The sequence below is a fragment of the Bradyrhizobium sp. OK095 genome (assembly GCF_900109945.1).
GTDB lineage: Bacteria > Pseudomonadota > Alphaproteobacteria > Rhizobiales > Xanthobacteraceae > Bradyrhizobium.
Genome location: NZ_FOBX01000010.1, coordinates 122,180 through 136,407 on the forward strand (window position 1 = coordinate 122,180; position 14,228 = coordinate 136,407).

Below are 14,228 nucleotides of genomic sequence, written 5' to 3' on the forward strand. Positions count from 1 at the left end.
AATCGACAGATCAGGGGATAACTCCCCGCCCCGGCATTGGCCCTTGCCCCCCCAGCCATCCGCGCCTATAGCTCTCGCTTTAATGACATCGAAATCGACCTTCGTCCTCGGCCACCGGCATTTGCTGGGCATCGAGGGCCTTTCCGCGGCCGACATCACCGGCCTGCTCGACCTGTCCGAAGAATATGTCGAGCTCAACCGCCAGGTTGACAAGAAGCGCACCGTCCTGCGTGGACGGACGCAAATAAACCTCTTCTTCGAGGCCTCCACCCGGACCCAGTCCTCGTTCGAGCTCGCGGGAAAGCGGCTCGGCGCCGACGTCATGAACATGTCGGTTGCCTCCTCGTCCATCAAGAAGGGCGAGACGCTGATCGACACCGCGATGACGCTCAACGCGATGCACCCGGACATCCTGGTGATGCGCCATCACGCCTCGGGCGCGGTGGAACTGCTGGCCCGCAAGGTTGACGGTTCCGTGATCAATGCCGGCGACGGCGCGCATGAGCATCCGACCCAGGCGCTACTCGACGCGCTCACCATCCGCCGCAACAAGGGCCGCATCGAGGGCCTCGTGATCGCGATCTGCGGCGACGTGCTGCATTCGCGTGTCGCCCGCTCCAACATCATCCTGCTCAACACCATGGGCGCCCGCGTCCGCGTGGTCGGCCCCACCACCTTGCTGCCGCCCGGCATCGAGCGGATGGGCGTCGAGGTCGCGCACGACATGCGCGAGGGGCTCAACGGCGCGGATATCGTCATGATGCTGCGGCTCCAGCGCGAGCGCATGAACGGCTCGTTCGTGCCGTCGACCTCCGAATATTTCAACTATTTCGGGCTGGACCAGAAAAAGCTCGCTTACGCCAAGCCAGACGCTCTCGTCATGCATCCCGGCCCGATGAACCGCGGCGTCGAAATCGACACCGCGGTCGCCGACGGCGCGCAGTCCTTGATCCGCGAACAGGTCGAGATGGGTGTCGCCGTGCGCATGGCGGTGCTGGAAGCGCTCGCCCGTAATTTGCCGAACGCGTGATGCTCATGCTGACTGACCGCCGCCCCATCCTGCTCGCCAACGCCCGTGTCGTCGATCCCTCCAGGGATTTCGACGCTGTCGGCGACGTCCTGATTGCCGATGGCACCATTCGCGAGACCCGCCGCGGCATTGGCGCGGCTGGCGTCCCCGAGGGCACCGACGTCGTCAACTGCTCCGGCAAGATCGTGGCACCCGGCCTGATCGACATGCGCGCTTTCGTCGGCGAGCCCGGCTTCAGCCATCGCGAGACCTTTGCCTCCGCGAGCCAGGCGGCCGCGACCGGCGGCATCACCACCATCATTTGCCAGCCCGACACCCTGCCCGTCATCGACAATTCGGCGACCGTCGACTTCGTGATGCGCCGCGCCCGCGACACCGCGATCGTCAACATCCAGCCGATGGCCGCCCTCACCAAAGGCATGCACGGCGAGGAGATGACCGAGTTCGGCCTGCTCAAGGCCGCCGGCGCGGTCGCTTTCAGCGACGGCGACAGAAGCGTCACCAACGCCCAGGTGATGCGCCGTGCCCTGACCTACGCCCGCGATTTCGACGCGCTGATCGTGCACTACACCGAGGACCCGCATCTGGTCGGCGAAGGTGTCATGAACGAGGGCGAGTTCGCGACCCGGCTCGGCCTGATGGGTATTCCGAACGCCGCCGAAGCGGTCATGCTCGAGCGCGACATGCGTCTCGTTGCGCTGACCGGCGGCCGCTATCACGCGGCATCGCTGTCCTGCATCGACTCGCTCGACATCCTCAAACGCGCCCGCGATGCCGGCCTTGCCGTCAGCGCCTCGGTTTCGATCAACCACCTTGCGCTGAACGAGAACGACATCGGCCCCTACCGGACGTTCCTGAAACTGTCGCCGCCGCTGCGCACCGAGGACGACCGCCGCGCGCTGGTCGCCGCCGTCGCCTCCGGCCTCGTCGACGTCATCATGTCCGACCACAATCCGCAGGACGTCGAGGGCAAGCGCCTGCCGTTCGCGGAAGCAGCTCCCGGCGCCATCGGGCTCGAGACCATGCTGCCGGCCGGCCTGCGCCTCGTGCACAATGGCGAACTGGACCTGAAGACGCTGATCCGGGCGATGTCGACGCGGCCGGCCGAGATCCTGGGCCTGCCGGGTGGAACCCTGCGCGCAGGCAGCCCGGCGGACGTCATTGTGATCGACCCCGATGTGCCCTGGGTGGTCGATCCCGCCGACCTCAAATCGCCCTGCAAGAACACCCCGTTCGACGAAGCCCGCTTTACAGGCCGCGTGGTACGCACCATCGTCGGCGGACGGACGGTTTTCGAGCATGTCTAAGATGCCGTTTTCCGGCGACGCGGGCCTCGACTCGCATCGCGACACCACGTCAGGACCAGATCATGGGCGCCGGCTATGTCGGACATGGGGAGACAGCCATGGGGCTTGAAGCGTTCCTGCCGGTGGCGTTCGTCATCGGCTATTTGCTCGGCTCGATTCCGTTCGGGCTGGTCCTGACGAAACTCGCCGGCACGCAGGATATTCGCTCGATCGGCTCCGGCAGCATCGGCGCCACCAATGTGCTCCGCACGGGCCGCAAGGGGCTCGCCGTGGCCACCCTGCTGCTCGATGCGCTCAAGGGCACCGCGGCGGTGATCATCGCCGGCTACATCGCAGGCCCCAATGCGGCGATGCTGGCCGGGCTCGGCGCATTCCTCGGCCATCTCTTCCCGGTCTGGCTCAAGTTCAAGGGCGGCAAGGGCGTCGCTGTCTATATCGGCATCCTGCTCGGCCTGTTCTGGCCGGCCGCGGTGGTCTTTTGCGTGCTCTGGCTAGCGACCGCCTTCACCACCCGCTACTCCTCGCTGTCGGCGCTGGTGGCGTCCTTCATCACGCCGATGTTCCTGTGGTGGTTCGGCCAACTCGCGCTTGCGGCGCTGGCCGCCGTGCTGACGCTGCTGCTGTTCTACGCGCATCGCGAGAACATCAAGCGATTGCAATCGGGAAAAGAAGGCCGGATCGGCGAGAAGGCCTGACGCCGGAAAAAGTACGGATACCGCCGCACCACCTCCGCATTATATGCCAAATCCTGTTCGCAACTCTCCGCCGACTCACGGCTAGAGTGGCGAACAAGTTCCATGCCTGTCATCCTGACAGAGGAATGGCCTCAAGCGGTTGCTCAGAATGAGCGAGAAGATTGTTGGCGCGCATATCGACGGTGGTTCGCAAAATGCTGCGCGCACCGCGGCAAGCCAACTGCTCTCGGCAACGGACATCTGGTCCGGTGCGCCCTCTCCTGCTCCGAAGCCTACACCCGTTCCACCGCCAGCATCGCCACCTGTTCCCGTCGCACAAGCCCCTGCGCCGATCGAGATCGCAATCAAAGCCGCGCCTGCTGCGCCCGTGCAGCCGCGCTCTCAGCAATGGCCGCCGCGAAAATTGTCGCTGGCGCTCCAGGGCGGCGGCACTTTTGCTGCATTCACCTGGGGCGTGCTGGAGCGGCTGCTGGAAGAGCCATCCATCGAGATCGACACCATCAGCGGCGCCAGCGCCGGCGCCATCAACGCGCTGCTGCTGGCTTGCGGCCTCGCCGAGGGCGGCCGTGAAGCGGCCCGCGCGCGGCTGAACCGGTTCTGGATTCGCCTGATGCACGAGGCCTCGTTCCGCTCGCTGATGCTGGTCGGCGGCTTTTCGCCGGCGGGAAGCTCGGTCGCGTTCGGGCCGACGCTGCGCTCCGGCCAGTTCGATCCGTTCGATCTCGATCCGCTGCGGCAGGCGCTGTCGCGCGACATCAATTTTGCCACCTTGCGCGATACGGCGTGCCCAAAACTGCTGATCGCGGCGACGCGAATCCGCGACGGCCAGCAACAGATCTTTCGCAATGACGCCATCACTGCCGACGTTGCACTGGCCTCGACCTGCCCGCCGTTGGTTCACTGCGCCGTCGAGATTGACGGCGAGGCCTATTGGGACGGCGGTTTTGGCGGCAATCCGCCGCTGATCAAGCTGGCGCAGGAATCGACAACCGCCGACCTGCTGCTCGTCCAGCTCACCCCGGCCCGCGACAGCTACGTGCCGATCACGCTCGCCGCGATCGACCGCCGGCTCGACCAGATCGCCGCCAACGCCGCGCTCAATGCCGAAATCGCGGCGCTCGAATGGGCGCAGGCACATGCCGCGCCCTCGCTGCGGCTCTCCAGGATCGCCGCCGAAGACTCCGTTGAGGGACTTGCGCAGCGCTCATCGACCGATCTCGGCCGCGGCTTCATCCGTCTGTTGCACCGGAGCGGCCGTGAGGCTGCGGAGCGCTGGCTCGGGCAAGGCGCGGTCGGCACTGAGGCCCAACGCGCCCTGACCGCCGAACCTGTGCTAGCCTGATTTCGCCAGCGCATTCTCCAGGAACCACGCGACCGCGAGCGCGCCGGGATCATTGCCGAAGCGCGCGATCACTTGCACGCCGATCGGCAGGCCACCAACCTTCAGCACCGGCACGTTGACGCAAGGATTGCCCATCAGCGTCCACAGCCGGTTGTAGCGGGGGTCGCCGGTGGAGGCGAGCTCCTTGGCCGGCGGCGTGCCCGGCGCCGAATAGGTCAGCAGCACGTCGAAACCCTCGAACAATTCGCTGATCTCGCGGCGGCCGCGGCGGCTGATCCGGCGCGCGTCGTCATAATCCTTCGGCGTCAGGCCGACGGTCGCATCGAGGCTGGCGCGCAGCATCGGCGCGATCTCGTCGTGACGCTCCGAAAACTCCCAGGCGAACGCGCGATGCGCCTCAAAATCCTGGATGATCGGATGGATGCGCCACGCTTCCTGCACGGCCTCCGGCAGGTCGATGGTCTTCACGCTCGCACCGGCCTTCTCGGCCGCCTTGATCGCAGCTTGCAGCCCCTCTTCGGCCGCCGGCTCCACGGCGCCGGCAAACTCCTGCCTGACCACGCCGATGCGCGGCGCCTTCGCCGCGACGATGCCGGAGAATTCGGTGCGCCCGGTCATTCCCAACAATCCACGCGCGAGATCTTCCGCGCGAGCACCGAACAGGCCGACCGTGTCGAGCGCCCACGAATAGCATTTCACGCCGACCGTCGGCAGCATGCGGAACGACGGCTTGATCGCAGCAGCGCCGCAATAGGCCGCGGGCCGGATCACCGAGCCGCCGGTCTGGGTGCCCAGCGCCAGCGGGATCATGCCGGAACCGACAGCCGCCGCCGAGCCCGAGGACGAACCACCAGGCGTGTGGCCAAAATTGTGCGGATTGAGCGTCGGGGTCGGATCGCGCGAGGCGAACGCAGTGGTCGTGGTCTTGCCGATGATGGTGGCGCCTGCCCGCTTCAGCATCATCACCACGGGCGCGTCCGCGCGCGGCTGCCAGCCGCGATAGATCTCGGAGCCCATCTCGGTCGGCATATTGGCGGTGTCGATGATGTCCTTGATGCCGACCGCGATGCCGCGCAGCGGCCCGGAGCCTTGCGCCTTGGCGGATTTGTCATGACGAACGAAGGCGTGGACGTCCTTCTCCTTGGCCTCGATCGCCGCGTGCGACTGGGCGATGGCGTCCTCAGGCGAAAGCTCGCCCGCTTCAATGCGGCGCTGGAGGTCGGCGAGTGAGATCATGGCAATACCCTTCTTATTGGCATCGCTTTTAGCATCGCGAAGGAGCCAAGCAAGCGCACGACGCCGTTGCCCACGCCCTCAGGTTGTTCCATGCTGCCTCCACAAGGAGACGCCGTGGACGCCATCAATCCGAGCGTGGAGCTGACCGAGCCTGACAGGATCGACCGCCTACGGCTGATCCGTCAGGCTGCAAGGTATTATGGCGCAAACGCCTCCGCGCAGGCCTAGCACCCGCTAATTGGCCTGACGACATCATTCCGTTCATCCCAAAAAGGGAGATGAACGATGCGGGAAAACACCTATGCCATCCATTCAAGCGTCGGGCTCCCTGAGCTAGAATGGCCGAGGGGGCTTTCCTATGGAAAAAGAACTCGCCGAGCGTTTGCAGGCCTTGCTGCAAAGCACCCTGTTCTGGGGAAAGCGCCTGCATGTTCGCGACTATTGTACTCACAGTAGTAGCCGTGATGATTCACGATGCAAGATGGCTTCTTCTCGTAGCGTGGCCTTTCGCCGGTTTCGCTTTATGGGAATTCGCTAGACTGCTTTTTTCGAAGCGATTAATCGCAATTGCGGTGACGGTGACATTAAGCCTCGGGTCAGCTGCCCTTTTGGGTTGGCTTTATATTGGTCTCGCGCCGACTGAGACCTTAACGGCCTCCCCCGCTTCACCAGAAAAAACAACGCAAAAGCCGCTCACCAAGTCGTTAGATTCCACTTGGTCTAGGGCATATTACAAGTGCAAGTGGGATGGCGTCATGCCAGATCAGAAAGCACTTGAAAAAAACACGGCGGCTTTCAAGCAATATATCGGCGTGTACGCAGACACCCTCGGGGCCATCGCCACGTTCCCTCCCATCAAGGGAGGAGATAAAGCAGAATTGAGACCCAGCATCACCGATCCCGACAAGATGGGAAATTTTGCAGAGATAACTTTTGAAACGAGACGATTGGGAAAAGACCTGCTTGGCATTTTTACGGCCAAATATAAGGTGGACTTATACGGCGCGGTGTCCGGTCAGAAGATACAGCCGGGTTCGGATTTGGAAGTTAGAATTCGGAAGCGTATCGAGGATTTGACCGGTGTGTCGCGGGGAGATTGTGAGCTTCAGTAATTAGATCTTCTACCGAAACACGCCGTTCCATTGCTGCTGGGTAGGACCATGTGAACTTCGCACCGCTTTTAGCATCGCGACGTGGTCGCGCAGCCACACGCCGCTGTTGCCCACGCCCTCAGGTTGTTCCATGCTGTGCCTGCAAGGAGACGCCGTGGACGCCATCAATCCAAGCGTGGAGCTGACCGAGGCTGAGCGGATCGACCGCCTGCGGCTGATCCGCTCCGACAATGTCGGGCCACGGACCTTCCGTTCGCTGGTTGATCATTTCGGCACCGCGCGCGCGGCGCTGGAGCGGCTGCCCGATCTGGCACGCCGCGGCGGCGCGTCGCGGTCGGCGCGCATCTGTAGTGCGGATGAGGCCAAGGCCGAATTGGCCGCGAGCCGCAAATTTGGCATCGCCTGGATCGCGCCCGGCGAGGACGGCTATCCGGGCCGGCTGGCGATGATCGACGATGCGCCGCCGCTGCTCGCGGTGCGCGGCGACAACGCGACCTTGATGCGTCCGGTGATCGCCATCGTCGGCTCGCGCAATGCTTCCGGCGCTGGCTTGAAATTCGCCGGCCAGCTCGCGCGTGAGCTTGGCGAGGCCGGCTTCATCGTGATCTCCGGGCTCGCCCGCGGCGTCGATCAGGCTGCGCACCGTGCCAGCGTCGAGAGCGGCACGATTGCCGTGCTCGCCGGCGGACATGATTGCATCTATCCGCCCGAGCATGGCGATCTGCTCGCCGCGATCCTCGATCACAAGGGTGCTGCGATCTCCGAGATGCCGCTCGGCCACGAGCCGCGCGCCCGTGATTTTCCCCGCCGCAACCGGCTAATCTCGGGCGCCGCGCTCGGCGTCGTCGTGGTGGAGGCGGCGCACCGCTCGGGCTCGCTGATCACGGCGCGCATGGCGGCCGAACAGGGCCGCGAGGTGTTCGCTGTCCCCGGCTCGCCGCTCGATCCGCGCGCCGCCGGCACCAACGATCTGATCAAGCAGGGCGCAACGCTGGTCACCGAAGCCGCCGACGTCGTCAACGCGGTCCAGCCGATCATGGAGCGGCCCGCGATGCATCCGGCCAGCGAACCCGACAGCGAACCCTTTGAGAGCGATCCGCAAGGACACGACCGCGACCAGATCACCGGCCTGCTCAGCCCGACGCCGATCGGAATCGACGACCTCGTGCGGATGTCCGGCGCCTCGCCCGCGATCGTGCGCACCGTGCTGCTGGAGCTTGAGCTTGCCGGAAAGCTTGAGCGCCACGGCGGCGGACTGGTCTCGCTGCTCTAAGTTTGGTTGCGCTCGTCGAAGCGGGTCCGCGCCGCCGCGATCTGCTCCTGATGCTCGATCGCCCACTCCCCGAGCGCCTTCACCGGCTGTTGCAGCCCGCGGCCGAGATCGGTCAGCTCGTAATCCACGCGCGGCGGAATGGTCGGGAAGATCGTGCGCGTGACGAGGCCATCGCGCTCGAGCCCGCGCAAGGTCAAGGTCAGCATCCGCTGCGAGATGCCGTTGATCATGCGCTTCAGCTCGTTGAAGCGTTTTGGCCCATCGCTCAGCATCACGATGACGAACACGCTCCATTTGTCGCCGACGCGCGCGAGGATCGAGGCGACGCCACGGCAGTCCGCATGGTCGCGGTCCGGCAACGGCGGCAAGACAGGCAAATGGCTGTGCGTCGGTTCCAAAAATGTGCCCTCGGCTCAAAAAAGTGCGTTCTTGCGGGGATTTCGACAGTCACTCATGTAGCGCCAGTTACAAACATATACCATGGGTGACCTCAATGAAACTTCTCCATATCGACTCCAGCGTGCTCGGCCCCCACTCCGTCAGCCGGCAGGTTTCCGCCGCTATCGTCGACCGTCTCAGGCAGGCGACGCCTTCGCTTGAGGTCGCCTATCGCGACCTGACCCAGACCCCGCTCGCCCATCTCTCAGGCTCGCACCTCGCAGCCGCGCAAGGCGCACCCGCGCCTGCGGAACTCGGACCCGACCTCGCCGCGAGCGCGGCGGTGCTGAACGAGTTCCTCGATGCCGATATCGTCGTGATCGGTGCCCCCATGTACAATTTTACGATCCCCAGCCAGCTCAAGGCCTGGATCGACCGCGTGCTCGTAGCGGGGAAGACGTTCAAGTACGGCGCGAACGGCCCGCAGGGCCTTGCGGGCAACAAGCGTGTGATCGTGGCGATCTCGCGCGGCGGCTATTACGGCCCGGGCACGCCGGCGGCGTCGCTGGAGCATCTCGAAAGCTATTTGCGCGGCGTGCTCGCCTTCATGGGCATCACGAGTCCGGAATTCATCGTCGCTGACGGCATTCAGGTTGGCCCCGATCATCGCGAGAAGGCGCTGGCCAGCGCGCTTCAGGCGGCGAACGGCCTGCAAGCGGCGTAAGGCTCACGCCGACAACAGCCGCTGCCGGAATCCGGCGGCGGCTGACAGTTCGACAGAGCTAAAACCAGGCGCCCTGAACGCCCAGAATGACGGCGATGAGCGAAACGAACAGGCCGATGCCGGAGAAAATGGCCACCCCGATGAACTCGGAGGTGTCGGAGCGCTTGGCGCGAATGGCGGAACGTTCGGTGTAAATGTGCGGTGCTGAAATCGGAGAAAGAATACGAGCTGCCTTTGGCATCACGGGCTCCCTTGAAAATGAGTCTTATGACCCCCTGCCCGTAAAAAAGTCTTGGCAGCGTGCGCGAAGGTTCAACGCATCACGCAAGGTTCAGAAAATACGTCTCCCGGGATGCGGGAACCGGCCGGCGCAACCGATATCGGCGCGCCGACCGATTCAATTTTCGCAAACGTCGATCAGCCGCGATAGATCGGCGCGCCGGCGGGAGAGGCAACAGTACCGCCGTCGACAAAGATCTCCTGGCCCTGCACATGCGCGGAATCATCTGAAGCAAGGAACAGCACCGTCTTCGAAACGTGATCTGTTTCACCAATGCGACCAAGCGGCGTCGTCAGCGCGATGCGCTTTTCGAACGCCTTCTCCGCTTCGGGCGTTGCTGTTGCGGGCCCCCAGATCGGCGTGCGGGTCGCGCCGGGCGCCACCACGTTGACGCGGATGCCGCGCGGCGACAGCTCCGATGCCATGATACGCGCCATCGCCCGCACGCCGGCCTTGGCGGCGCCGTAGGCCGAATAGCCGGGATTGCCGAGCACGGAGATCACCGAGCCGTTGAGGATGATCGAGGAATTGTCGTTGAGATAGGGCAGCGCGGACTGCACCGTGAAGAACACGCTGGTGAGATTGGTGCTGATGACTTTCTCGAACGTCTCAAGCGTGGCCGAACCGAGCGGCGTGCCGCCGGCGATCCCGGCATTGGCAAACACGATGTCGAACTTGCCGAATTTTTCGGCGCCCTTCTTGATCGCGGCTTCGGTCGCGGCGATGTCGGTCGCATCGGCAGCAACCGCGAGCGCGTTCGGGCCGAGCTCCTTCGCGGCAGCCTCCAGCGTTTCCTTGTTGCGCCCGGTGATCACCACCTTGGCGCCCTCGGCCACGAACAGTTTTGCCGTCGCAAGTCCGATGCCGCTATTGCCGCCCGTAATCAGTGCCGTCTTGCCTTGAAGTCTCACGCTCGCCTCCAGTGGTTGCATAATGAAACTGAGTTGCCATCTAGGCCATATGGTTTTATGATGCAACCACACAAGCGCGTGATCGACGCCGAAATCGGGCGAATGCGACAGGACGAAAGACGATGGTGAAACGAACGAGCTTCGAGGGCGATTCCTGCCCGATCGCACGATCGCTGGAGGCGATCGGCGACTGGTGGTCGCTGCTGATCATCCGCGAGGCAATGCTCGGCCTGCGCCGCTTCGGCGAGTTTCAGAGCAAGCTCGGCATGGCCAAGAACATCTTGTCGGCGCGGCTGCGATCAATGGTCGACCACGGCATTCTCACCACGGCCCCCGCTTCCGACGGCAGCGCCTATCAGGAATATGTGCTGACGCCGAAGGGCCGCGGCACCTTCCCGATCCTGGTCGCGCTGCGGCAATGGAGCGAGGAATTCGACGATCACCCCGAAGAGATCGCGACCATTTTGGTCGATAGCGACAAGGGCCGCCCGGTGCGGAAGCTCGAACTGCGCGCGCAGGACGGGCGGTTGCTCAGCCCCGCCGATACCATGCTGAAGCCACGGCCCGCGCCGCGACGTCGATCGGCGTAATAGCCCGCGCTGTCCACCAGCGTCGTCATTGCGAGCGCAGCGAAGCAATCCAGAAATGCGCCCGCGGAAAGACGCTGGGTTGCTTCGCTGCGCTCGCAATGACGGAGTTAGAGCGGCGCGCCCCAGTCTCTCCCCGTCACGACAGCTTGCGCTTGCTCCGCAGCCGCAGATGCTCGTCGGCCTCGAGCTTGGTCATCCCCAGGAGATAATGCAGCACGTCGAGCTTGTGGCGCTCGGCGAGCTTGCGCAATGCTCCGACCTGCTCGGCGATGAAGGCGACAGCCTCCTCGACGCCGCCTTCCCCCGGTTCCTCGTTGCGCAAGCCTCCCCGCGCGCCAGACGCGGCGCGCGCTCGTTTCTTTCCTGGCTTAGTCACCAGACCCCACCCCGAATCCATGCCCCGGAGGAACTCTACGCTGACACCGGGCACAACTCCAAGGTGGTATTTCGCAACTTTCTCGATATGAAACTTTTCCCATCCGGGGGCCTTTCTACACCCCCCGATTTGACAGCGAGGGTCGCACCACCCATGTTCGGGTCGAAACGGCCGACCCGAATCTCATCGAATTCGGCCCAGATTTTCCCCGTAAGTTACTGGAACTACATGAATATCGTCATTGTGGAGTCGCCGGCGAAAGCCAAGACGATCAACAAGTATCTGGGCTCGTCCTATGAGGTTCTGGCCTCGTTCGGCCATGTCCGGGACTTGCCGGCGAAGAACGGTTCCGTCGATCCCGACGCCAATTTCAAGATGATCTGGGAGATCGACCCCAAGGCGGCCGGCCGGCTCAATGATATCGCCAAGTCCCTGAAGGGCGCCGACCGCCTGATTCTGGCGACCGACCCTGATCGCGAGGGCGAGGCCATCTCCTGGCACGTGCTGGAGGTGTTGAAAGAGAAGCGCGCGCTGAAGGATCACAAGATCGAGCGTGTGGTGTTCAACGCCATCACCAAGCAGGCCGTCACGGACGCGATGAAGCATCCGCGCCAGATCGACGGTGCGCTGGTCGACGCCTATATGGCGCGCCGCGCACTGGACTATCTGGTTGGCTTCACTCTCTCCCCCGTGCTGTGGCGCAAGCTGCCCGGCGCCCGCTCGGCCGGACGCGTGCAGTCGGTGGCGCTGCGGCTGGTCTGCGACCGCGAGCTCGAAATCGAAAAATTCGTCGCCCGCGAATACTGGTCGCTGATCGCGACCCTGCTGACGCCGCGCGGTGACGCCTTCGAGGCCCGCCTGGTCGGCGCCGACGGCAAGAAGATCCAGCGCCTCGACATCGGCACCGGCGCGGAAGCCGAAGACTTCAAGAAGGCGCTGGAAACGGCCGCCTACGCCGTCACCTCCGTTGACGCAAAGCCCGCCCGGCGCAATCCGCAGGCGCCGTTCACGACGTCGACCCTTCAGCAGGAAGCCAGCCGCAAATACGGTTTTGCGCCGGCGCACACCATGCGCATCGCGCAGCGCCTTTATGAAGGCATCGACATCGGCGGCGAGACCACCGGACTCATTACTTATATGCGTACCGACGGCGTCCAGATCGATCCGTCCGCGATCACCCAGGCACGCCAGGTGATCGGCGAGGATTACGGCAACGCCTACGTGCCGGAAGCTCCCCGCCAGTACCAGGCCAAGGCCAAGAACGCGCAGGAAGCGCACGAAGCGATCCGCCCGACCGATATGTCGCGCCGTCCCGACAGCATGAGCCGCAAGCTCGATGCCGATCAGGCCAGGCTCTATGAGCTGATCTGGAAGCGCACCATCGCCAGCCAGATGGAATCGGCCGAGCTCGAGCGCACCACCGTCGACATCACCGCGAAGGCCGGCGGCCGCACGCTGGACCTGCGCGCGACCGGCCAGGTCGTCAAGTTCGACGGCTTCCTCGCGCTCTACCAGGAAGGCCGCGACGACGAGGAGGACGAGGACTCCCGCCGCCTGCCCGCGATGAGCCCGAACGACGCGCTGAAGCGGCAGTCGCTCGCCGTCACCCAGCATTTCACCGAGCCGCCGCCGCGCTTCTCGGAGGCCTCGCTGGTCAAGCGCATGGAAGAGCTCGGCATCGGCCGGCCCTCGACCTATGCCTCGATCCTCCAGGTCCTGAAGGACCGCGGCTACGTCAAGCTGGAGAAGAAGCGCCTGCACGGCGAGGACAAGGGCCGCGTCGTGGTCGCCTTCCTCGAAAGCTTCTTCGCCCGCTACGTCGAATACGATTTCACCGCCAATCTGGAAGAGCAGCTCGACCGCGTCTCCAACAACGAGATCTCCTGGCAGCAAGTGCTGAAGGATTTCTGGACCGGCTTCATCGGTGCCGTCGATGAAATCAAGGATCTGCGCGTGGCGCAGGTGCTCGATGTGCTCGACGAAGTGCTCGGACAGCACATCTATCCGCCGCGCGCGGATGGTGGCGATATCAGGCAGTGCCCGAGCTGCGGCAACGGCCGGCTCAATCTGAAGGCCGGCAAGTTCGGCGCCTTCGTCGGCTGCTCGAACTATCCGGAATGCCGCTACACCCGCCAGCTCGCCGCCGACAGCGAGACCACCGCCGACCGTTCGCTCGGCCAGGACCCCGACACCGGTCGCGATGTCTGGGTCAAGGCCGGCCGCTTCGGGCCCTACATCCAGCTCGGCGAGCAGAAGGATTATGCGGAAGGCGAGAAGCCGAAGCGCGCGGGCATTCCGAAAGGCACCTCGCCCGCCGATGTCGAGCTCGAGCTTGCGCTCAAGCTGCTGTCGCTGCCACGCGAGATCGGCAAGCACCCGGAAACCGGTGAGCCGATCACGGCAGGCCTCGGCCGCTTCGGGCCGTTCGTGAAGCACGAGAAGACCTATGCCAGCCTCGAGGCCGGCGACGAGGTGTTCGACATCGGCATCAACCGCGCGGTGACGCTGATCGCGGAAAAGATCGCCAAGGGCCCGAGCCGCCGCTTCGGCGCCGATCCCGGCAAGGCGATCGGCGATCATCCGACACTCGGCACCGTCACCGTGAAGGGCGGCCGCTACGGCGCCTATGTCACCGCCGGCGGCGTCAACGCGACGATCCCGAGCGACATTGAGAAAGACGCCATCACACTGCCGCAGGCGATCGCACTGATCGACGAGCGCGCGGCCAAGGGCGGCGGCAAGAAGCCGAAGAAGGCAGCGAAGCCCGCCAAGGCCAAGAAGGCCGCGACCAAGGCTGCCGACGGCGACGACGCCGCACCAAAGAAGAAACCGGCCGCGAAGAAGGCGGCCAAAACCAAATCCGAATCCACCAGCAAGGCGCGCGCAGCCGTGTCGTCGACCGCCAAAACGTCGCCGACCAAGGCAGCCGCCGCCAAAGCTCCGGCCAAGAAGAGCGCCGGCACGACTTAGAGGT

14 protein-coding genes are annotated in these 14,228 nt (G+C 64.5%); 9 read left to right on the forward strand and 5 right to left on the reverse strand.

Going from position 1 to position 14,228, the window contains the following annotated elements; translation table 11 throughout:
• Positions 1 to 82: 82 nt before the first annotated feature.
• The 4 genes from BMW89_RS25870 to BMW89_RS25885 all read left to right on the forward strand — a co-directional run bounded on the left by BMW89_RS25870 (position 83) and on the right by BMW89_RS25885 (position 4,374).
• Positions 83 to 1,030, forward strand: coding sequence for an aspartate carbamoyltransferase catalytic subunit (locus tag BMW89_RS25870; RefSeq protein ID WP_092030112.1), 948 nt, complete (start codon positions 83 to 85; stop codon positions 1,028 to 1,030).
• Between the two features lie 5 nt (positions 1,031 to 1,035).
• The gene (locus tag BMW89_RS25875; protein WP_092030487.1) at positions 1,036 to 2,337 is read left to right on the forward strand and encodes a dihydroorotase; all 1,302 of its coding nucleotides are present in this window, start codon (positions 1,036 to 1,038) and stop codon (positions 2,335 to 2,337) included.
• 98 nt (positions 2,338 to 2,435) lie between these two features.
• Complete coding sequence (gene plsY / locus BMW89_RS25880) at positions 2,436 to 3,032, forward strand: glycerol-3-phosphate 1-O-acyltransferase PlsY (RefSeq protein WP_092030115.1); 597 nt, start codon at positions 2,436 to 2,438, stop codon at positions 3,030 to 3,032.
• A 148-nt stretch (positions 3,033 to 3,180) separates the two neighbouring features.
• On the forward strand, positions 3,181 to 4,374 hold the full coding sequence (locus BMW89_RS25885) for a patatin-like phospholipase family protein (RefSeq protein ID WP_092030117.1): 1,194 nt from the start codon (positions 3,181 to 3,183) through the stop codon (positions 4,372 to 4,374).
• On the opposite strand, the gene BMW89_RS25890 is transcribed toward BMW89_RS25885, so the two are convergent.
• The gene (locus BMW89_RS25890) at positions 4,366 to 5,610 is read right to left on the reverse strand and encodes an amidase (protein ID WP_092030118.1); all 1,245 of its coding nucleotides are present in this window, start codon (positions 5,608 to 5,610) and stop codon (positions 4,366 to 4,368) included. The two genes, BMW89_RS25885 and BMW89_RS25890, sit on opposite strands and share 9 nt — an antisense overlap.
• Before the next feature lie 428 nt (positions 5,611 to 6,038).
• On the opposite strand from BMW89_RS25890, the gene BMW89_RS37485 reads away from it, so the two are divergent.
• Both BMW89_RS37485 and dprA read left to right on the forward strand, forming a co-directional pair.
• Positions 6,039 to 6,722 carry a hypothetical protein gene (locus BMW89_RS37485; protein ID WP_143062832.1) on the forward strand — a complete coding sequence of 228 codons (684 nt, stop codon included), beginning with the start codon at positions 6,039 to 6,041 and terminating at the stop codon, positions 6,720 to 6,722.
• 130 nt (positions 6,723 to 6,852) lie between these two features.
• The gene (dprA, locus tag BMW89_RS25900) at positions 6,853 to 7,995 is read left to right on the forward strand and encodes a DNA-processing protein DprA (RefSeq protein WP_092030124.1); all 1,143 of its coding nucleotides are present in this window, start codon (positions 6,853 to 6,855) and stop codon (positions 7,993 to 7,995) included.
• Here dprA and BMW89_RS25905 read toward each other — a convergent pair.
• A complete protein-coding gene (locus BMW89_RS25905; RefSeq protein WP_092030127.1) occupies positions 7,992 to 8,393 on the reverse strand; it encodes a winged helix-turn-helix transcriptional regulator in 402 nt (133 codons plus the stop codon). The genes dprA and BMW89_RS25905 overlap by 4 nt on opposite strands.
• Positions 8,394 to 8,488: 95 nt before the next feature.
• On the opposite strand from BMW89_RS25905, the gene BMW89_RS25910 reads away from it, so the two are divergent.
• The gene (locus BMW89_RS25910; RefSeq protein ID WP_092030130.1) at positions 8,489 to 9,097 is read left to right on the forward strand and encodes an FMN-dependent NADH-azoreductase; all 609 of its coding nucleotides are present in this window, start codon (positions 8,489 to 8,491) and stop codon (positions 9,095 to 9,097) included.
• Positions 9,098 to 9,155: 58 nt separating this feature from the next.
• Here the strand turns inward: BMW89_RS25910 and BMW89_RS25915 are convergent, their stop codons facing one another.
• Complete coding sequence (locus BMW89_RS25915; RefSeq protein ID WP_092030144.1) at positions 9,156 to 9,338, reverse strand: hypothetical protein; 183 nt, start codon at positions 9,336 to 9,338, stop codon at positions 9,156 to 9,158.
• A 176-nt stretch (positions 9,339 to 9,514) separates the two neighbouring features.
• Entirely contained in the window at positions 9,515 to 10,288 is a 774-nt protein-coding gene (locus BMW89_RS25920) for an SDR family oxidoreductase (RefSeq protein WP_177196310.1), read from the reverse strand.
• Between the two features lie 122 nt (positions 10,289 to 10,410).
• Here BMW89_RS25920 and BMW89_RS25925 point away from each other — a divergent pair, with 122 nt between their 5' ends.
• Positions 10,411 to 10,878 carry a winged helix-turn-helix transcriptional regulator gene (locus tag BMW89_RS25925; RefSeq protein WP_092030150.1) on the forward strand — a complete coding sequence of 156 codons (468 nt, stop codon included), beginning with the start codon at positions 10,411 to 10,413 and terminating at the stop codon, positions 10,876 to 10,878.
• A gap of 136 nt (positions 10,879 to 11,014) precedes the next feature.
• On the opposite strand, the gene BMW89_RS25930 is transcribed toward BMW89_RS25925, so the two are convergent.
• Positions 11,015 to 11,254: a hypothetical protein gene (locus BMW89_RS25930; RefSeq protein ID WP_177196311.1), complete on the reverse strand. Its 240-nt coding sequence runs from the start codon at positions 11,252 to 11,254 to the stop codon at positions 11,015 to 11,017.
• Between the two features lie 228 nt (positions 11,255 to 11,482).
• Here BMW89_RS25930 and topA point away from each other — a divergent pair, with 228 nt between their 5' ends.
• Positions 11,483 to 14,224: a type I DNA topoisomerase gene (gene topA, locus BMW89_RS25935; protein WP_092030155.1), complete on the forward strand. Its 2,742-nt coding sequence runs from the start codon at positions 11,483 to 11,485 to the stop codon at positions 14,222 to 14,224.
• Positions 14,225 to 14,228 lie beyond the last annotated feature (4 nt).